Genomic DNA, 19380 nt, shown 5'->3' with positions numbered 1-19380 from the left:
TGGTGCACGGATCCGGTCGCAAACGTCGCGGCCGGCATGCGCCGACGGGAGACCGGCATGAAGTCCGACGCCGTACTGAAGCAGGATGTCGAGCAGGCGCTGTTCTGGAATCCGGCGATCGATGCGCGCCGGATCGACGTCGAGGTCCGCGACCGGATCGTGACGCTGCGCGGCAGCGTCGACAGCTGGGCGCAGAAGCTGGAAGCGCAGAAAACCGCTTTGCATGTCGCCGATGCGCGCGCGCTGGTGCTCGAACTGAGCGTCACGCCGCCGGCAAGCGCATGCGCCGACCACGAGCTGGCGATCGCGATCACGTTCGCGCTCGGCTGGCAGGAGGCGCTGCGCGATCACAAGATCGCGGTCGAGGTCGATCACGGCTGCGTGACGCTCGACGGCGAAGTCGACCATGCGTATCAGAGCCGCGCGGCGGAAGCGATGGTGAGCCGGATGATCGGCGTCGTCGGCGTGGCGAACCGCATCCGCGTGCGCGGCGACCATACGGTGCCGGACGTCGGCGCGCGGATCGCCGACGCCCTCGCGCGTCGCGCGCGGCGCGAATCCTCCGGCATTTCGATCGACGCGAGCGACGGCGTGGTCACGCTGTCGGGCACCGTGGCGTCGCTGGCCGACAAGCGTGCCGTGTGCGGCGCGGCTGGCGCAGTGCGCGGCGTACGGCAGGTCGTGGACCGGCTGACCGTCGCCTGAGCGTTGCATGACCGGTGCGCGAGCGTCGCACGACCGTCGCGCCGGTGTTGTCCACTGTCAGGAGAAGGGCGATGAACCGTTCGAATGGCGGCTCCGGCCGCAACCCTCTGCGCCGCGACAAGCGGATGCAACCGCATACGAAGGACAGCTATCGCGAGCCGAAGCGGCCCAAAGGCGACCGGATCTGCGAGGGCTGCGGCGCGGTCTGCGACGCGGGCCGCTGGACCTGGTACGCGACGCCGCGCGATCGGCGCCAGCTCGAATGCCCGGCCTGCAAGCGCATGCGCGAAAACGTGCCGGCCGGCGAGCTGGTGCTGCACGGCGCGTATCTGCACGCGCATCGCGGGATGATCCTCGAGCTGCTGCAGCGTCAGGCCGACATGGAGACGAGCGAGCACGCGCTCGAGCGCATCATGGAGATCGAGCGGTCCGCCGATTCGGTCACCGTGCGCACGACCGGCGCACACATGGTCAGGCGCCTGGCCGACGCGCTGCTGCATGCGCATCACGGCAGTCTCGCGATCAACTATCGCGACGGCGAAGACATGCTGCGTGCGCACTGGACGCGCGACGATGCGTGAACCGGTGCTGGGCCGCCCGGCAGGGTCTAGCCGATGAAAAAAACCTTCGACTACTCCGGCCTGCTGATTCCGATCGCGTTCGCGGTACTGATCGCGGTTCAACTGTTCGGGCGTCAGCCGGCGGCGACCGCGATCTCCTACAGCGATTTCCACCACCTCGTGGAAGCGCGGCTCGTCGACGATCTGGAGATCGGGCAGACGTCGATCTCCGGCACGCTGCGCATGCCGCAGGCGGGGGCGGCGCTGCCGGCCTCCGACGCGGCCGACGTGAAGGCGGCCGGCGCGCCGTGGCGCTTCACCACGAACCGCGTGAGCGACGACAATCTGGTTGCGGCGCTGACCGCGGCCGGGATTCGCTACCGCGGCGCGGCCGATACCGGCTGGATCGGCACGCTCGCGACCTGGATCTTTCCGTTGATCGGCTTCGTCGTGATCTGGACGTTCATGACGCGCCGGCCGGGCGGGATGCGCGACCTGAGCGGGATGGGCAAGAGCCGCGCGCGCGTGTACATGCAGAAGGAAACCGGCATCACGTTCGACGACATCGCGGGCATCGACGAGGCGAAGGCAGAGCTGCAGCAGATCGTCGCATTTCTGCGCGATCCGGATCGCTATCAGCGGCTCGGCGGCAAGATTCCGAAGGGCGTGCTGATCGTCGGCGCGCCGGGCACCGGCAAGACGCTACTCGCGCGCGCCGTCGCCGGCGAGGCGGCGGTGCCGTTCTTCACGATCAGCGGCTCGGCATTCGTCGAGATGTTCGTCGGCGTCGGCGCGGCGCGCGTGCGCGACCTGTTCGAACAGGCGCAGCAAACCGCGCCGTGCATCGTCTTCATCGACGAGCTCGATGCGCTCGGCAAGGCGCGCGGCGTCGGGCTGATGTCGGGCAACGACGAGCGCGAGCAGACGCTCAACCAGCTGCTCGTCGAGATGGACGGCTTTCAGGCCAACTCCGGCGTGATCATCATGGCCGCGACCAACCGGCCGGAGATTCTCGATCCCGCGCTGCTGCGCCCCGGCCGCTTCGACCGGCACATCGCGATCGACCGGCCCGACTTGAACGGCCGCAAGCAGATCCTGACCGTGCATACGAAGCGCGTGAAGGTCGCACCCGGCGTCGATCTCGCCGAGCTCGCGCAGCGCACGCCGGGATTCGTCGGCGCCGATCTCGCGAACGTCGTCAACGAAGCCGCGCTGCATGCGGCCGAGCTCGGCAAGCCGGCGATCGACATGACCGATTTCGACGAGGCGATCGATCGCGCGATGACCGGCATGGAGCGCAAGAGCCGCGTGATGAACGAGCAGGAGAAGCGCACCATCGCGTACCACGAATCGGGGCACGCGCTCGTCGCGCAAAGCCGCGAGCATTGCGATCCGGTGAAGAAGGTGTCGATCATCCCGCGCGGGATCGCGGCGCTCGGCTACACGCAGCAGGTGCCGACCGAAGATCGCTACGTGCTGCGCAGGAGCGAACTGCTCGACCGGCTCGACGTGCTGCTCGGCGGACGCGTGGCCGAGGAAATCGCGTTCGGCGACGTGTCGACCGGCGCGCAGAACGATCTGGAGCGCGCCACCGCGCTCGCGCGCCACATGGTCATGCAGTACGGGATGAGCGAGCGGCTCGGCCTCGCGACGCTCGACGACGGTGCACTGCAGCACGGCGCGCCGGGCGTATGGACGCCGGGCGACGGCCACTGCAGCGAACACACGGCGCAGCTGATCGACGAGGAGGTGCGCGCGCTGCTCGAGGACGCGCACGCGCGCGTGACCGCGACGCTCGCCGCGCACCGCGATGCGCTCGAACGGATCGCGCGCAGCCTGCTGCAGCACGAATCGATCGACCACGACATGCTGGTCGCGCTGATCGCGGCGCCGGACGACGCCGGCCCGACGTCGGGCGCCGCATCGACCGATACTGAAAGCGTCAGCGGCACGTCCGCCTGACGGCCGGAGCGCGGCGGGGCGGGGTTCATCGCTATCGCGTCGCATGTGGACCGCGGGCTGTCGTCCGCCGGCTGTCGCGCGGTTCGGTTCAACAACCGATGCAGACCGGCCCGTCGCGGCGCGCTTGCGTCGCGTCGTCCATGACGACCGCCGCGAGCCGCGGGTCGGGCCGGAACACCGTGATGCCCTTCAGACCGTCGCGCCACGCCTGCACGAACAGCGCGTCGACCTGCGCGAGCGAACACCGGTCGGGCAGCGTCACCGTCTTCGAGATGCCGGCGTCCACGCAGGGCTGCAGCGCCGCGAGCATCGCGACGTGATCGGCCGGTGCGATCTCCGCCGCGGTCACGAAATAGTCGGGCAGCCGTTCGTGCTCGCCATGCAGCGCGCGAAACAGCCGGTAAGCGTGATTCTGCGCATGAAACTGGCGGACCCGACCGTCGGCCGTATGCACCATCCTGCGCTGGGTCCAGCCGACGGCCGGCTCGATGCCGTTCGAGCAGTTGTCGCAGAACGCGAGGCTCACGCTGCCGGCCGGCGCGAACGACAGCAGATGACTGTTGCGCAGCCCGTGCCGCGCGATCGCGTGCTGTACGTTCAGCGGCAGCAGCGTGCGGTGCGCGGGGCCGGTCAGATAGTCGGCCGGATCGTATGCCGGAAAGGCGCCGCGTTCGGCCGCCAGCGCCGCCGACGCGGCAAACGCATGTTCGCGCATCGACAGCACGATCGAGCGCGCGAAGGCGCGGGCGTCGGCGCTGTCGTAACGCAGCCGCAGCATCGTCAGCGCGTCGGCCAGCCCGGTCACGCCGACGCCGATGCGGCGCGTGCGCCGCGCCTCGCGCTGGTGCGCGGCGAGCGGCCATGCGGTCAGGTCCAGCACGTCGTCGAGCATGCGGACCTGGATGCGCACCGCGTCGGCGAGCGTCGCGAAGTCGAAGCGCGGCTTGCCTTCGACGCCGAACGGGTGCAGCACGAACCGCGACAGGTCGATCGGGCCGAGCACGCAGCTGCCGTACGCGGGCAGCGGCTGCTCGCCGCACGGGTTGGTCGCGTCGATCCGTTCGTGCTCGCGCAGCGGGTTCGCAGCGCGGATGGTGTCGACGAACAGCAGCCCCGGTTCGGCGCTGTCGCGCGCCGCGGCGACGATCTCGTGCCACAGCGTGCGTGCCGCGACCGTCGCGTAAACATGATTTCCGTCCGGCTGGCGTGGCGCCGCGATGGACGCCCGGTGCGGCGGCGCACGATGGACGAGCGCCCACGGCCGGTCGTGCAGGACCGCTTCCATGAAGGCGTCGGTGATGCCGACCGACACGTTGAAGGTCGGCCAGCGCGAACGTCCGCGCTTGGCCGCGACGAATGCCGCGAGGTCCGGATGATCGCAGCGCAGGACGGCCATCTGCGCGCCGCGGCGCGGGCCGGTGAACGGCAGCGCGCGGCACATCGCATCGAAGCGGTCGATCGCCGCGCATGCGCCGGCGTCCGACGCCGCGCGGCGCTCGTAGGCGTCGAGCGGCGGCACCGGCGAGAAGTCGTAGCCGATTCCGCCGCCCATCAGCAGCGTGCGCCGCGCGTCGCCGAGCGCGTGCGTGAGCGCCGCATCGACGGCCCGCGCGCGCGTGTCGGCCGGCATCGCGAGCGGATGGACGAAGCAGTTGACCATCGTGCCGCCCGTATCGGCGCCGGCGTTCGCGAGGATGCGGCCGGCGCCGATCGCGCCGCGCTGCAGGTTCTGGAAGAACGCACGCTCGCACTGCGCGCGCAGCTCGGGCGGCTCGGCGAGCGACAGCGCGCGCGCGACGCGCTGGAATACGGCCGCACGCGACGTCTCGCCGGGCTGCGCGTAGCGCTCGGCGAACACGGTGCTGCACAGCGGCTGCTCATCCATGGAGGGCTCGGCGGCGAAGAATGATTCACTGTAGGAGCCTGCACGCGTGCGTCGTTGATCGAGCGCAATCGTGTGCGGTTGCGGGATCGATTGACTGGCATCAACGCCGCGACCGTCGCCGCACGTATGGTGGAGCCACGGCCGGCGCGCGCACCGTCGCGGCGCGCGTGCCATCGACTGCACAAGACCCACACCATGACAGATATCGTTACCGTTACCCTGAACCCGGCCGTCGACGTCGCGACGTCGGTCGAGCACATCGTCGACACGCACAAGCTGCGCTGCGCGCGGCCGCGCCGCGACCCGGGCGGCGGCGGCATCAACGTCGCGCGGACCATCCACCGGCTCGGCGGCGACTGCGTCGCGCTGTACCTGGCCGGCGGCCCGACCGGCGACGTGCTGACGCTGTTGATCGAGGCCGAGCGCCTGCCGAGCGTGCGCATCCGGATCGTCGGCGAGACGCGCGAGAACGTCTGCGTGACCGAGACCTCGACCGGGCGCGAATACCGCTTTTTGATGCCGGGGCCATCGGTGAGCGACGCCGAGTGGCGCGACTGCGCGGCCCGCCTCGACGCGATGCAGCCGGCGCCGCGCTATCTCGTGCTGAGCGGCAGTCTGCCGCCCGGCGCGCCCGACGATCTGTACGCGACGCTCGCACGGGCCGCGAAGGCGCGGGGCAGTCGCGTCGTCGTCGACGCGTCGGGCCGTGCGCTGGGCGCGGCGCTGGAGGAGGGCGTTCATCTCGTGAAGCCCAGTATCGGCGAACTCAGCGCGCTGGCCGGCGAAGCGCTCGACGATGCGTCCGCGTGCCGAGTGGCGAGCGAACTCGTCGCGCGCGGCCAGGCCGAGATCGTCGCGTTGACGCTCGGCGCGCGCGGCGCGTGGGTCGTCACGCGCGATCGGTCGTTGCGTCTGCCCGGGCGGCCGGCAGCGGTATGCAGCACGGTCGGCGCCGGCGACAGTTTCGTCGGCGGCATGGTGTGGGCGCTGGCGCGCGGCGTGCCGCTCGACGACGCGTGCCGCTATGCGCTCGCCGCATCGGCTTCGTCGGTCGAGCATCCGGGCACCGCCCTGTGCACGCGCGCGGACGTCGAGCGCATCCACGACGAAATCGTTGCGCTCGCAAGCTGATCGGTGACCGTTGATCTGGCTCAGCGGCATGCGCGCCGCGATCGCGAACAATGGGGCAGCCCGTCTACGAGGACCGCCATGGCCTTGCGCATGCTCGTCTGTCTACTCCTGCTGTCGTGCGTGCCGCCGCTGTGGGCGGCGGACGATGCAGGCGCCGGTGCGCCGCAGCCGCAGCGTGTGCTGATCCTGGCCTACCACCGGTTCGCGACGACGCGCGTCGATTCGATGACGGTGCGCATCGACACGTTGCGCGACCAGTTGCAGGCAATCGACGCGAACGGCTACCGGATCGTGCCGCTCGCCGACGTCGTGCGCTGGCAGCGTGGCGATGCGGTTGCATTGCCCGCGCGTGCGGTCGCGATCACCGTCGACGACGGTCACCGCTCCGTCTACGACGTGCTGCGCCCGCTGCTCGCGGCGCATCCGATACCCGTCACGCTGTTCGTCTATCCGTCGGCGATCTCCAATGCCGGCTATGCGATGACGTGGGATCAGCTGCGCGCGCTCGGGCAATCCGCCGACGTCGCCATCGAGTCGCATACGTACTGGCATCCGAATTTCCATACCGAGCGGGCGCGGCAGACGCCGGCCGACTACCGGCGCTTCGTGTCGTTCCAGTTGCGGCGCTCGCGCGAGCGGCTCGAGGCCGAGATCGGCCGGCCCGTCACGCTGCTGGCCTGGCCGTTCGGCGTCCACGATGCGCAGACCGACGAGCAGGCGGCGGCCGAGGGCTACGTCGCCGCCTTCACGATCGATGCGCGCCCGGTCCGGCGCACCGATTCCGCGATGGCGCTGCCGCGCTATCTGATGACCGACGCGTGCGACACGCGCTGCATGAACGGACTGCTGAGAAGCGCCGGAGGAAGCCATGATTGAGCGCGTGATCGCGTGTCTGCTCGTATTGTTTGCCGGTGTCGCCGCGGTCGCCGCGCATGCGGCGCCGGTGTGGATCACCGTGGTCGATGCGACCAACGGTCATCCGCTGGCCGGCGCGATCGGCCATGCCGGCGGCGTGAACCGGACCGCGGATCGCGACGGCGCGTTTTCGCTGGAGCTCGATGCGGCAGGTACGCGCGTGAGCGTGCGCGCGCCCGGCTACGCGCGCGCCGAGCTCACGCTGGCGCCGACCGACGCGGCCCATACGATCCGGCTGGCGCCGGTGCGTCCGAAAGCGGTTTACCTGTCGGCGTACGGTGTCGCGGACCACACGTTGCGCGACGCCGCGCTCGCGCTGCAGGGCACGACCGCGATCAACGCGCTCGTCATCGACGTGAAGGGCGACAGCGGCGTCACGCCGTATCGCAGCCTCGCGCGCGACGTGTCCGGTGCGGCGAGTCATGCGGCGGGCGCGATCGTGCATCCGCCCGATCTGCCGGAGCTGCTGCGGACGTTCCATGCGCGCGGCCTTTACGTGATCGGGCGCATCGTCGTGTTCAAGGACGACGCACTGGCGCGTGCGCATCCTGAGTGGGCGGTGCGCGATGCGGCGGGGGAGATCTGGCAGGATCGCGAGCATCAGCGCTGGATCGATCCGACGTCGCGCGCGGCTTGGCAACACAATTACGACATCGCCGAAGAGGCGGCCCGGATGGGCTTCGACGAAATCCAGTTCGACTATCTGCGGTTTCCCGACGCGAACGGCCTGCGGTTCGCCGAGCCCAACACCGAGGCCAACCGGGTCGCGGCGATCACCGGTTTTCTGACCGGCGCGCGCGAGCGGCTGCGTCCGTACAACCTGTACCTGTCGGCCGACATTTTCGGCTACGTGTGCTGGAACAGCGACGACACCGCGATCGGGCAGCGGCTCGATGCACTGGGCACGGTGGTCGACTACGTGTCGCCGATGCTGTATCCGTCGGGCTTCACGTGGGGGCTGCCCGGCTGCCGCAAGCCGACCGAGCATGCCGGCGAGATCGTCGCGCGGTCGCTGGCCGAGGCGAAGCGCCGGACCGGGATGGACGGCGTGCGCTTCCGGCCGTGGCTGCAGGCCTTTCGCGACTACGCGTTCGATCATCGGCCGTTCGACGCCGACGAGATCCGCGCGCAGGTCGATGCGGCCGACGCGGAGGGGACTGATGGGTGGATGCTGTGGAATCCGCGTAATCGCTATGATCCGGCGGCGTTGCCGCGGTGAGTGGGAGGTCCAGAGCGGCGATATCGTGTGGCGCCAATCGACGATGCCGTAGGCCGATCCGCATTATTTGCCGTCGACGAGCAATCTGAAAGCCCGGGCGTGTGGCATGTCGTTCGAGATTCCCAACATCAACCCGTAGGACGACGTAGCACCACACGGCCCAGACGTGACGTCTTTGCAAACAGGACCCGGATTAGCGGCACACACGTTACGGCGCGATCGTGGCTCGGTTTGACCAAGGCCAAGTACGAAGAAAGTTTGGTGTCAACAATTGTCAGATTTCGGCCGCATATAACGATTTGCCTGAATAATCGGCCTCGTCTCTTTCAGAGTCGGGGCACGTTCTGTTGTTTCCTCCAGACTCCGAATGCGGCGACAGTGTTCTGGATACGGGGTTACAACAATGGCAGACCTGTTTGACGATGCGAGGCGATTCGTATCGAATCTGACGGAAGTTTCGGGGCGTCAGGCCTATTTCCTCGAAGTGCCGGGTGCCGACTCGGCGGCCGCGCTATCGATAGTGTCGGTTGAAGCGACCGAAAAAATGGGCGCGCCCACCGAAGTTCGGATCGTCCTGACTCATCCTCTGGCACTTGAGCGAGCCGACTACCTGAACCGCGATGCCGCGTTTTCGATCGTGTCCGTCGATGGTATGCCGCGCAGGTTTTCAGGGTTCATTGCGGGCTTCTCGACGCTACAGACGACTGCGGATTTCACCAAGTACGAGGTCGTGCTGAAGTCGCACTTCGCGCGACTGAAAGCGGTGAGCACCAGCCGCATCTACCAGCACCAGACGACGCCGCAGATCATCGACGCGGTGTTACGTAGTCATGGTCTGGAAGGCCACCAGTTCGCATTCCGGCTGCGCCGCGAGTATCCGAAGCACCTGTTCCGCTTCCAGTACAAGCTAGACGACCTGTCGTACGTGCAGATGCTGATGCAGAAGGCCGGCATCTACAGCTACATCGTCGAGACCGAGCACGGAGATCAGGTCGTGTTCGCCGACGACATTGATCATTACCTGTGGGACCCGCACCTCACGGTTCCGTACCGCGAGGTGGCCGGGCTCGAAGCGACCGGTATGGAGGCTGTGACGGCGCTTAGAACTCACTCCGTTGTCGTCCCGCAGTCGTTCGTCGTGGCCGACTACAACCCCGAGCAGGCGTGGGAGCGTTTCCGGGACGACGCAAACGTTGCACCGCAGGATCCGACCACGTACGGCCAGACCTACGTCTACGGCACTCACCATCTCGATCAGGACGGCGCGAAATGGGAGGCGCAACTGCGCCATGAAGCGGCGATCGCATGGCAGGTCGTGTACGAAGGTGAGAGCAACGTGCTGGCGCTGCAGGCCGGGCGCGTGCTGAATCTCGACACGGTATTGCCCGATGCACCCGACGGACAGGTGGTGATCGAAGTGACGCATCGCGGCGCGCGCGATCGGGCCTATACGAACAGCTATAAGGCGATTCCCGCTAACCGGCGCTTCCGGCTCCAGCTCGAAGACGCGAAGTGGCCGAAGATTGCCGGGACGCTGAGCGCTCGGGTGACGAGCCCCGACAACTACAAATACGCTTACCTGACGGCGGCAGGCTACTACACGGTCCGGTTCGACGTGGACTTCGCGGACTGGCCGGCGGGCGGGGAAAGCGTGCCGCTGCGGCTGGCGAAGCCCTTCGCGGGCAAGTTGCAGACGGGCTTCCACTTCCCGGCGCTGGACAACGATGAGGCTGTGATCGCGTTCCGGGACGCGGACCCCGACAAGCCGGAGATCATCGGCTTCCACCATCACAGTCAGGCGCGCGATCTGGTGACGAGCGATCGCCGCTGGCTGTCGCGCAACGTGATTCGCACGCAGTCGAATAACAAGCTGCGGATGGAGGACTGGGCGGGGCAGGAGGGCGTCAAGCTTAGCACGGAACACTCCGGCACGAGCCACCTGGACCTGGGCTATCTGGTCGACGAGAAACTGGAGCGGCGCGGTGAGGGTTTCGAACTGCGCACGTCGGGTCACGGTGTCGAGCGCGCCGGTAAGGGGCTGCATCTGACGGCCTACGACCGCCCGGGTGCGAGCGGGAAGCAACTCGACATGCAGGAGACGATCGCGCAACTGGAGCAGGCGCTGGCGTTGGCGAAGTCGCTGGGCGACGCGGCGCGTACGGCTAAGGCGATTCCGGCCGGCACGGATGCGCAACAGCAGATGAAGGACGAGTTCGACGGTCTGAAGCAGCCGGGCTTACTGGCGAGTGCGCCGGCCTCGATCGGCGTCGTGGCAGGCGGCGGCGTGCAGATGGCTGCGAAGGAGAGTATCTCGGCGGTGGCTGGCAAGAACGCTGACTTCAGCGTGATGAAGCGCTTCACCGCGTCGGCCGGCGAGGCGGTCTCGCTGTTCGCGCAGAAGCTTGGAATCAAGATTTTTGCGGCTAAGGGGCCTGTCGAAATTCAGGCTCAGAGCGATGCGATGTCGTTGGTTGCGAACAAGGATGTGACGGTCGCGAGCGTCAATGGGACGGTGCGGATCAGCGCAAGAAAGGAATTGACGCTCAATTGCGGCGGCGCGTTCATCCAGTTGAAGGACGGTGATATCACGCTGGGTGGTCCGCTGGATCTGTTCTTGAAGGTCATCACGATCCAGAAAAAAGGAAAGGAATCGCTCGCTCCGAGTTTCGTCGTGTTGCCGTCTGGCAAGGTCGGCGATCTGCCGCACTTCCTCGAAATCAACCACCACTACGCGGATATTGAGCCGGTCAGAAACGCGCCCTACAAGGTGCAACTGAGTGACGGAGTGATTCTTACTGGCACGCTCGACGCTAAGGGTTTTGCCCATCTCGATGGCGTCGAGCCAGGAAAGGCGACCATCGAACTGGGGGAAGACGCCCGTCACTGGAGGGGCGAGGCGAAGCGTCCCAATAGCGACGCTGATGCGGCTCCCGACCGGCAGTCGGCCATCAACCTTGTCAGGAAGTTTCTTTCATGATCGCTCGAGTATTGCCTATTACGCAGGTTAAGCCGGACCTGAAGGACTCGGTGCGGATGGCGGTGGCGGAGATCGAGCGCTTTCTCGCGATGTTCTACCCGATCGGCGATATTCGGCGGCAACAATCCGGGTTGGCGATTGCAGGGCAGTGGCTATCGCGTGTGAAGGGTTTTCACGACGACGACGACTTCCTGCATATCGTGCGCGATTTTCTATCGTGGGTGCTCAGTGGAGGCGAGCGATCGCTGGCGTCGGATCAGTTATCTTTCCTCTTTTCGGGTTTCATGCCGAGCTATGGAGCGGCGCGCACGTTTCTGAGTATTGTGAATGACGGTGGAAATTGGCTCGACGTGCGGGCGTTCATGCATAGCCAGGCTTACGGCAACGCGAAGCGGTACGTCGAATCGTTCGACTGGTCGGGCGGCGGGAAGGTAGCGCAAGCGGAAGTGCAGGCGTGGCTGGAACCGCTGAGGGAGGAGGACCGTAAGCTGAAGACGGCATCGAGCGTGGTTGCGTTTGTAGCGCCGGAGAGTTCGCCGTGGCTGAAAAGCCGGCCCGTCACGGACGTGCCCAATCCGGTGCTACCAGCGGCTGCAGAAGCCGAGCGTGGCGTCCTGACGCAGCTACTGACGAAGCTGACATCGCTTCCGTCAATCGTCGGGATTGCGTTGCTGACTTACTCGCCCAGTCTGAACGATGGAGAAGACGAGGCGCTGAAAAAGATCCGCGAGCAGCAGCGCGCATATGCACTGCAAAAGAAGCTGGCGATACCCGCACTGCAGACGAAAACCGCCGTCGCCGTGGATACGGTCCACAATGAGTGCAAGTCCCAGACCGAAGTCAATAGGCAGAACGGTGCGAAGTGCGAGAACGACGGCTATACCTTGATGGAGCAGGCGTTGCAATACAAACGCTTGATTGATCCGCCGAAGGGGCGGGGTCTCGACGGCCTGTTCGAGAAGCAGGGTGACATGAGTGCGCCGAACCCGATGCCGCAGATCGTGAGTGCGCCACCGCCCGGCGGCAAGCTCGTGTTCATTCCTGAAACGATGAGGCCGCCAAAGCCGCTGTATAAGGCGCTGAACCCTGAAGCGGCAGATTCAGTCACCTATCCGCTGTTCGTGGTGTTCGAGGCAAAGCACATATCGAAGGGCTTTGATCCAGGCGATACCGACGGTATCAAGAAGGAGGCAAAACGGCGACTTGGGGAAACCTGTGATTGCACGCAGATGAGTGTGGGTTGGACTACACCAAGGATTCCACAAGCATTGAATCGACGTGTGAAGAATGCCGGGATGTCCCGCCGAGAAAGAGAGAGAAAGGAAGAGCGGATGGAAATCAGCGGATACGCTCGTTGGATCTTTGTCTGCCTACCTGGCTCGGTCGGCTTGACGTCCAAGCTGTTCGTTTTGATCGATGTTGCAGGGGCCGGAATGAATCTAGAGAGCCCCGCACAACCGAACCCATCTCAATCTGACGAAAATACGTTCTAGGAGTGTCGAGTGAGTGACTTTAATAGCATCAGGCGACAGAAGTTTTTGGGCGAAAAGGATTACATTGAAGAGCGTGACGCCTACAAATACGGGATCCAGTCTCGTTACGAATCACTCGCCTCAGATAATCCCATAGCGCCGAGCACTGAATCGCGTCTTCGATGGTCAATTGCATTCAAGAGTCTCGAGCTACTTCTTCTCAACTACACAGCAGGCAGTCCAATCGAAGAGCTGAGAGCGGCGTTGCCAGAGATCATTGAGCGCTTCGACAGCTACATTCAGCACGAGGTTTCGCCGCGCAGCAAAAATCCTCCCGAGAACGTTGCCGACACGCTGGAGATCACCCAATTCGACGCCTACGTATATGTGTTCTGGCTGCTGGCACTATGCAGGCTCCTGGGACATCCGGAGTTCGTTCCGACGGTGATGCGTTGGGTAGATAAGACTCGCGAGTACAACCGCGGGCGTGACGGCCTGTTTGAAAACGTGGTGCAGGCCCTGACAGGCACCCACGTCGAAGCGCCGCGTGTGGTGCTGCATCCTGATCCGTATCGTCCGCTTGCACGCGCAACCGTTTCCGCACCGGAGGAACGGCCCGTCTTGGTCAAGGAGTTTGTCGACGGCTGGTACAAGGGCATGAAGCCGACCTATTGGTATGGCGCGCACACGGACGGCCTGTATTTCGGTTACTGGTGCTTGGAAGCCGCGTTGGTGACGGTGCTATGGGGCATTGACGACAGCAGCTATCGAGACCATCTCGTGTATCCGAAGGATCTGGTGGACTTCGCGCGTCAGCAGCAAGCAGCCGGCGGCGGCGAAGAAGTAGACAAGCCGCATATTTCGCGTCAAACGGGGGAGCGATGCCCGTATTCGGGCCGCTGGGGCGTGCTGGAATCGCCGGGTGCGCTCGCGCAAGAGCGGATGTTCAAGGAGGGCGACGTGTTCCCGGCGGCGATTGGCCGTGACGGCCAGGAAGGTCCGGTGACGTGGGTCGTGTTGATGCGCGAGGACGGCGGCCCGACGCGGGTCGAATGAGCGTCTTGGTTCGCGTATTGCTGGCACCTCGTCGGTCAGGCGCAATCTGCGCGGGAACCTGTCCGCATTTTTGTGGGCGAGGCGGTTGAACAGCACGTTATCCACGCGCCTGCATAAATCGCTCTCCGAACAGGATAGCAAACTGATTCATTGCTGATTTCCAGTCGAACGCGGACCGCACGGTCTTGGCCAGTACGTTGCGCAACGCCAGCCAGAGCAGCTTGATGGCCGCCTCGTCATTCGGGAAGTGACCGCGGGTCTTGATGATCTTGCGCAGCTGCATGTTCAAACTTTCTATCGCGTTCGTGGTGTACACGACCCGTCGAATCTCCGGCGGAAACACGTAGAACGGCACGACGTGCTCCCACGCGCGTTGCCACGACTGCACGATCGTCGGGTACTTCGCACCCCAAGGCCCGTCGGCGAAGTCTTGCAGCGCCTGCCGTGCCGCCTCTTCGCTGGCAGCCGCGTAGATCGGGCGCAGCGCGGCGGCGAGCACCTTACGGTCCTTGTAGCTGGCGTATTCGAGGCTGTTGCGGATCAGATGCACGATGCAGGTCTGAACGGTGGTCCGCGGATAGGCCGCGCCGATGGCTTCGGTGAGCCCCTTCAGGCCATCGACGACGGCGATCAGGATGTCCTGGCAGCCGCGCGTCTTCAGTTCGTTGAACACCTTGAGCCAGAACTTGGCACCCTTGGTCTGCTCGATCCAGAGGCCCAGCACGTCGCGCTGGCCATCGGCCTGAATGCCCAAGGCCAGATAGACGGCCTTGTTGCTGACCACGCCGTCGTCGCGGATCTTGACGCGCAGCGCATCGAAGAACACCACTGGATACATCGTTTCGAGCGGGCGGCTTTGCCAGCTCAGCGCCTCGGCCATCACCTCGTCGGTGACCGAACTGATGAAGTCGGGAGACACCTCGGTGCCGTAGCTCTCAGCCAGAAAGGCCTGAATCTCGCGCACGCTCATGCCGCGGGCGTACATCGCGATGATGCGTTCGTCGAATCCAGTGAAACGGCGTTCGTGCTTGGGAATCAGGATTGGCTCGAAGCTGCCGTCACGATCGCGGGGGACTTCGACCCGAACTGGTCCCCGATCGGTGATGACCGTCTTGCCGCTGGCGCCGTTGCGCTCGTTGGCTTGCCCGGGCGGCTTGGACTGGCCCGACGGGTAGCCCAGATGCAGATTCCTCTCGGCGCCCATTGCGCGTTCGATGACTGCTTTGTTGAACGCCAGCATCAAATCCTGGACCTCGGTCGGCGTCATCGGCCCCTTGACCAGTTGGTCCAGCAGTTCCTTGGGCAGTTCAGGCAGCGGCCCGCGGGCCGCTGCCTGACGCGCTACAGTTTGCCTTTTCTTCTTCATTGGCATATCCATGACTTTTACACCTCATGATATGCCTCGCCCACGAAATCGCGGATAGGTCCCTGCGCGGATTTCACCTCTATCGGACGACAACGTACGGAGCGACATCTTTGCGGCGCGACCGGTGACAACCATATTTCGACCGACACCAAGCCCCTTACCCCCGCCCACCCATCCCCGGATACAACCGCGCAGCCAGCACCCAGGCGATCAGCATCGCCGCGACCGCGAGGCCATGTGCCGGATTGCGCAGGCACGACGCCACCTGTTCGCTCCGGCCGACGCCGAACAGGCACCACAGGCAGAAATGCTCGCAGTTGTTCGTCAGCAGCCGGTAGCGGCATTCGCCGAGGCGCGACGCCGCGCGGCGCGCGGCCTGCATCCCGTCGTAGGGCGTATGCGCGTGGCGCACCACCGCGAGCGCGCGACCGGCCCGGAAGCCGTCGAGCGTGACCACTTCGACCGGGCCGCCGTTCGGATCGCGCGACCAACCGGCGTAGTGAATCACGTTGCCGTCGCCGATATAGATGCCGTGATGCAGATAGCCGGGTCGGCGCGTCACGAGGTGCGCACCGACCGGCGGTTCGCCATTGGAATCGGCGGCGTCGGCGTGCGCTGCGGTCGGATCGATCATCGCGAACTCCCAGTGCGGCGGCGGCGCGGACCAACCGTGCGTCAACCGCTCGATGCATGGCGTACTGCCACGTCTTCAGTATTGGCGGCGACCCCGCGCGACACAATCAGCTCGGCCTGAGCTTGCTGTCCGACGTCGGGCGGCCGTGTCGGCAATTTCCGACGGCCTGCGCAGGATCGCCTGACAGCGCGCGCCGACACCATGCCGCCCGCCATTCACCCGCGGTACGCCGCTCGGCCGCGCACCCCGACCGCCGCGACGCGATCGCAGTAACGCTTGCGCTTCGTCCGGTTTTGCGCGCCTCGACCGGAACGCCGTTGACTTGCATCAATGGGAAATCGACGTTCCGCGCGACGCTCACAGCATCGCCAAAGCGAACGCACGACGCCGTCGCACGCAGCACCGCGCCGCGATCGACGGGCGGCCGTGCAGCCACGCGTGCTCAATCAGGAGAGTGAAGATGCGGACCACCACCATCAAGATGCTGTTGGCAGCCTGCGTGCTGACGCTCGGCGCGAACGCGCTGGCCGACACCGCGAACGAGCCGATCTCGCGTAACGGCGTCGTGTACATCACCGGCGGCATCGGCAGCGACGAAGTCACCGCGTTTCGCGACGTCGCGCCGCGCTACAACCTGCGGATGACGTTCACGTCGAAGGCCGGCCACTATCTGTCCGACGTCGACGTGAAGCTGGCGTCCGGCAAGTCGGCGCTTCTCGACGTACGCACCGGCGGCCCGTTCCTGTTCGCTCGCGTGCCGCCGGGCAGGTACACGATCACCGCGCGCGACCGCGCGGTGCAGGAGGTCCGGCATGTCGTCGTGCCGGCGCGCGGCGGCGTCGAGGTCCGCTTTGCCTGGCGCGATCCCGAACGCGAAGGCGCGATGCGACTCTGCACCGGCTGCCCGGCCCCGCAGCAGCAACCGGCGCGCTAGCCGCGCGGCGGGTCGGCGCCGACCCGAAGGTAGGCGTGCAGGACTCCCGGCCTCGGCTCGGCAGCGACGCGCTCGCATGCCGGCCTCGATCCATCCGCCGCCACGAAGGAGGCGATCCAGTGGAACGCGTTCGATGGGTGCGATTGCGCCGCGCTGTCGCGCTGAGCGGCGCGTTGCTGCTCGCGTTCGGCCCATTCGGCCCGCTCGGCCCATTCCGCGCGGCCGACGCGTGGGCGCAAGCCGACGCGCCCGCTGCGTCGCAGCAGGCGGCCGCGATCGACGCGGCGATCGCCGCGGAGATCGCGGACGGGCATCTCGCGGGCGCCGTGGTCGTGACCGGCGACGCGGACGGCGCGCGCGTGCGGGTCGCCCGCGGTGCGCGCGTGACGGGCGAGCAGGCCGAGCCGATGACGGCCGACACCGTGTTCGACCTCGCGTCGCTGACCAAGCCGGTGGCGACGGCCGTCGCGATCATGCAGCTCGCGGAGCGCGGCATGCTCGGCCTCGACATGCCGGCCGCGCACTACTGGCCGGCGTTCGGCACGAACGAGAAGGTCGGCATCACGATCCGCCAGTTGCTCGCGCACGTGTCGGGGCTGCCGGCCGGCGTGTCGTCGGCCCGCGCGCTGCGCAGCCGCGCGGCCGTGCTCGCCGACATCGTCGCGATGGCGCCGGTCGCGACGCCCGGCACGCGCGTCCGTTACAGCGACGTCAATTACGTGGTGCTCGGCGAGATCGTCCGGCGCGTGTCGCACCGACCGCTCGACGCGTGGTGCGCCGAGCACGTGTTCGGGCCGCTCGGGATGACGAGCGCCACGTTCCGCCCAGCCGCCCCGCTGAGCGCGCGCGTGGCGCCCACCGTCGTACGCGACGGCCGCCTGCTGCGAGGCCGCGTGCACGATCCGGTCGCGGCGGCGCTGGGCGGCGTGGCGGGCAATGCGGGCCTGTTCGCGAGCGCGGACGATCTGGCGCGCTTCGCGCGCATGCTGCTGAACGGTGGCACGCTCGGTGCAACGCGGGTGCTGAGCGCGCGCAGCGTCGCCGAACTCGAAACACCGCTCCCGGCCGACACGCCAAGCGAGCTGCACACGCCCGGCTGGGCGGTCGGGCCGCCGCTCGTGGCGAACCGCTACCGGCTGCCGCCGGTCGGCGCGCTGCAACACCTCGGCTACACGGGCACGGCGCTATGGATCGATCCCGTGACGCGTCGCTTCGCGATCGTGCTGACGAGCCGTCTCTATCCGGACGAAACCGGCACCGCGATGCCGTTGCGCGCGCTCGTGGTCGGCATCATATCGAGCGCGGCGGCGCCGGTGACGCCGGCGCAGATCGCCGCGCGCGTGCCGCCGATGGCGGACGCGCTCGCCGCAGCCGTACGGCCGCCGCCATCGCGCGGGCCGGTGCTGGCCGGCATCGACGTGCTGGCCGCGAGCGGCTACGCGGCGGTGGCCGGCAAGCGCATCGCGCTCGTCACGAACCGCAGCGGCTTCGACCGGTTCGGCCGGCGCACGGCCGACCTGCTCGCGCACGCGCCGGGCGCACGGCTCGTTGCGCTGTTCGCGCCCGAGCACGGGCTCGGCACCGACGTGGACGACACGTTCGGCGACAGCGTCGATGCGGCGACCGGCGCGGTCGTTCACAGCCTGTACGGCGAGCGCCGCACGATCGCGCCCGCGCTGCTGGCCGACGTCGACGTGCTGGTCGTCGACCTGCAGGACGCGGGCGTGCGCTTCTTCACGTACCTGGCGACGCTCGGCTATGCGCTCGAAGCCGGCGCGGCCGCCCATCGTCCGGTGATCGTGCTCGACCGTCCCGACCCGCTCGGCGCCGACGCGTTCGGCGGGCCCGTCGCCGACGCGGGGCCGTCGACCTTCACGCGCTACTACGCGCTGCCGCTCGCGCCCGGCATGACGATCGGCGAACTGGCCCGGCTGTTCAACGACCGGCTGCAGATCGGCGCGACGCTCAGCGTGGTGCCGCTGGCGAACTACGCGCGCACGATGCGCTTCGACGACACGGGGCTCGGCTGGTTGCCGCCATCGCCAAACCTGCGCGATACGGCCGCGCTGTCGCTCTATCCGGAGACGGGGCTCGTGGAAGGCGCGGCGGTCAGTGTCGGGCGCGGCACCGCGACCCCGTTCAGCGTGGTCGGCGCGCCGTGGATCGACGCGCGCAGCGTCGCGGACGATTTGCGCGCGATGCGGCTCGCCGCGACGTTCTCGCCGGTGCGCTTCGTGCCGACCGAGGGCCAATATCGCGGCAGGCTCTGCGAAGGCGTGCGCATCGAACGGCTGCCGGGCGCGACGCGGCCCGGCGAGATCGGGCTGGCGCTCGCGCTGGCATTGCACCGCCGTTATCCGGCGCGGTTCCGGATCGATGCGATCCGCGCGTCGGTCGGCTCGCGCGAGGTGGCCGACATGCTGGAAGCGGGGCGCTCGCTCGACGACATCGAAGCGTTCGTCGCTGCGCAAAATGCCGCGTTCGCGCCCGAGCGGGCGGCGTTCCTGCTGTATTAAGCGCGGGTCGGCGTGCGGCGTCGGGTGTTCGGCCGGCTGCGCAACGGA

At 67.0% G+C, this 19380-nt stretch carries 14 protein-coding genes; 11 read left to right on the top strand and 3 right to left on the bottom strand.

The genetic code is table 11. The annotated features are described in order from the left end of the window. The first annotated feature begins 57 nt into the window (after positions 1-57). The 3 genes from MYA_RS27085 to ftsH all read left to right on the top strand — a co-directional run bounded on the left by MYA_RS27085 (position 58) and on the right by ftsH (position 3227). Positions 58-705, top strand: coding sequence for a BON domain-containing protein (locus tag MYA_RS27085; protein ID WP_014726009.1), 648 nt, complete (start codon positions 58-60; stop codon positions 703-705). A 71-nt stretch (positions 706-776) separates the two neighbouring features. After that, positions 777-1286: a BCAM0308 family protein gene (locus MYA_RS27080; RefSeq protein WP_011880370.1), complete on the top strand. Its 510-nt coding sequence runs from the start codon at positions 777-779 to the stop codon at positions 1284-1286. 33 nt (positions 1287-1319) lie between these two features. Next, positions 1320-3227 carry an ATP-dependent zinc metalloprotease FtsH gene (ftsH, locus tag MYA_RS27075; protein WP_011880369.1) on the top strand — a complete coding sequence of 636 codons (1908 nt, stop codon included), beginning with the start codon at positions 1320-1322 and terminating at the stop codon, positions 3225-3227. Between the two features lie 88 nt (positions 3228-3315). Here ftsH and MYA_RS27070 read toward each other — a convergent pair whose 3' ends face one another. Beyond that, the gene (locus MYA_RS27070) at positions 3316-5112 is read right to left on the bottom strand and encodes an adenosylcobalamin-dependent ribonucleoside-diphosphate reductase (protein ID WP_014726008.1); all 1797 of its coding nucleotides are present in this window, start codon (positions 5110-5112) and stop codon (positions 3316-3318) included. A 195-nt stretch (positions 5113-5307) separates the two neighbouring features. On the opposite strand from MYA_RS27070, the gene MYA_RS27065 reads away from it, so the two are divergent. From MYA_RS27065 to MYA_RS30520, 6 genes are all read left to right on the top strand, one after another. Next, positions 5308-6243 (top strand): 1-phosphofructokinase family hexose kinase, encoded by a 936-nt coding sequence (locus MYA_RS27065; protein WP_041494382.1) that lies wholly within the window; start codon positions 5308-5310, stop codon positions 6241-6243. 78 nt (positions 6244-6321) lie between these two features. Beyond that, positions 6322-7119, top strand: coding sequence for a polysaccharide deacetylase family protein (locus MYA_RS27060; protein WP_014726006.1), 798 nt, complete (start codon positions 6322-6324; stop codon positions 7117-7119). Beyond that, positions 7112-8377: a putative glycoside hydrolase gene (locus MYA_RS27055; protein ID WP_014726005.1), complete on the top strand. Its 1266-nt coding sequence runs from the start codon at positions 7112-7114 to the stop codon at positions 8375-8377. The genes MYA_RS27060 and MYA_RS27055 overlap by 8 nt, the downstream gene beginning before the upstream one ends. A 403-nt stretch (positions 8378-8780) precedes the next feature. Further along, positions 8781-11354: a type VI secretion system Vgr family protein gene (locus MYA_RS27050; protein ID WP_014726004.1), complete on the top strand. Its 2574-nt coding sequence runs from the start codon at positions 8781-8783 to the stop codon at positions 11352-11354. After that, positions 11351-12847 carry a hypothetical protein gene (locus MYA_RS27045; protein ID WP_014726003.1) on the top strand — a complete coding sequence of 499 codons (1497 nt, stop codon included), beginning with the start codon at positions 11351-11353 and terminating at the stop codon, positions 12845-12847. The genes MYA_RS27050 and MYA_RS27045 overlap by 4 nt, the downstream gene beginning before the upstream one ends. Before the next feature lie 9 nt (positions 12848-12856). Further along, positions 12857-13882 carry a PoNe immunity protein domain-containing protein gene (locus MYA_RS30520; RefSeq protein ID WP_226103015.1) on the top strand — a complete coding sequence of 342 codons (1026 nt, stop codon included), beginning with the start codon at positions 12857-12859 and terminating at the stop codon, positions 13880-13882. 97 nt (positions 13883-13979) lie between these two features. On the opposite strand, the gene MYA_RS27035 is transcribed toward MYA_RS30520, so the two are convergent. Both MYA_RS27035 and MYA_RS27030 read right to left on the bottom strand, forming a co-directional pair. Beyond that, entirely contained in the window at positions 13980-15254 is a 1275-nt protein-coding gene (locus MYA_RS27035) for an IS256-like element ISBcen18 family transposase (protein WP_404842415.1), read from the bottom strand. A gap of 151 nt (positions 15255-15405) precedes the next feature. Further along, positions 15406-15882, bottom strand: a complete 477-nt coding sequence (locus MYA_RS27030; RefSeq protein WP_014726000.1) for a lecithin retinol acyltransferase family protein — start codon at positions 15880-15882, stop codon at positions 15406-15408. 460 nt (positions 15883-16342) lie between these two features. On the opposite strand from MYA_RS27030, the gene MYA_RS27025 reads away from it, so the two are divergent. Together MYA_RS27025 and MYA_RS27020 are read left to right on the top strand one after the other, a co-directional pair. Further along, positions 16343-16816: a hypothetical protein gene (locus MYA_RS27025; protein ID WP_011880362.1), complete on the top strand. Its 474-nt coding sequence runs from the start codon at positions 16343-16345 to the stop codon at positions 16814-16816. 119 nt (positions 16817-16935) lie between these two features. Beyond that, positions 16936-19332, top strand: a complete 2397-nt coding sequence (locus MYA_RS27020; protein ID WP_041494380.1) for a serine hydrolase — start codon at positions 16936-16938, stop codon at positions 19330-19332. Positions 19333-19380 lie beyond the last annotated feature (48 nt).

It is taken from the genome of Burkholderia sp. KJ006, assembly GCF_000262695.1.
GTDB lineage: Bacteria > Pseudomonadota > Gammaproteobacteria > Burkholderiales > Burkholderiaceae > Burkholderia > Burkholderia vietnamiensis.
Note: the sequence above shows the minus strand (reverse complement) of the source record. Positions and strands in the feature narration are given on the sequence as shown.

Coding starts and splice junctions, on each gene's coding strand:
- MYA_RS27085 (WP_014726009.1), top strand. CDS start 58: ATGAAGTCCGACGCCGTACTGAAGCAGGATGTCGAGCAGGCGCTGTTC.
- MYA_RS27080 (WP_011880370.1), top strand. CDS start 777: ATGAACCGTTCGAATGGCGGCTCCGGCCGCAACCCTCTGCGCCGCGAC.
- ftsH (WP_011880369.1), top strand. CDS start 1,320: ATGAAAAAAACCTTCGACTACTCCGGCCTGCTGATTCCGATCGCGTTC.
- MYA_RS27070 (WP_014726008.1), bottom strand. CDS start 5,112: ATGGATGAGCAGCCGCTGTGCAGCACCGTGTTCGCCGAGCGCTACGCG.
- MYA_RS27065 (WP_041494382.1), top strand. CDS start 5,308: ATGACAGATATCGTTACCGTTACCCTGAACCCGGCCGTCGACGTCGCG.
- MYA_RS27060 (WP_014726006.1), top strand. CDS start 6,322: ATGGCCTTGCGCATGCTCGTCTGTCTACTCCTGCTGTCGTGCGTGCCG.
- MYA_RS27055 (WP_014726005.1), top strand. CDS start 7,112: ATGATTGAGCGCGTGATCGCGTGTCTGCTCGTATTGTTTGCCGGTGTC.
- MYA_RS27050 (WP_014726004.1), top strand. CDS start 8,781: ATGGCAGACCTGTTTGACGATGCGAGGCGATTCGTATCGAATCTGACG.
- MYA_RS27045 (WP_014726003.1), top strand. CDS start 11,351: ATGATCGCTCGAGTATTGCCTATTACGCAGGTTAAGCCGGACCTGAAG.
- MYA_RS27035 (WP_404842415.1), bottom strand. CDS start 15,254: ATGCCAATGAAGAAGAAAAGGCAAACTGTAGCGCGTCAGGCAGCGGCC.
- MYA_RS27030 (WP_014726000.1), bottom strand. CDS start 15,882: ATGATCGATCCGACCGCAGCGCACGCCGACGCCGCCGATTCCAATGGC.
- MYA_RS27025 (WP_011880362.1), top strand. CDS start 16,343: ATGCGGACCACCACCATCAAGATGCTGTTGGCAGCCTGCGTGCTGACG.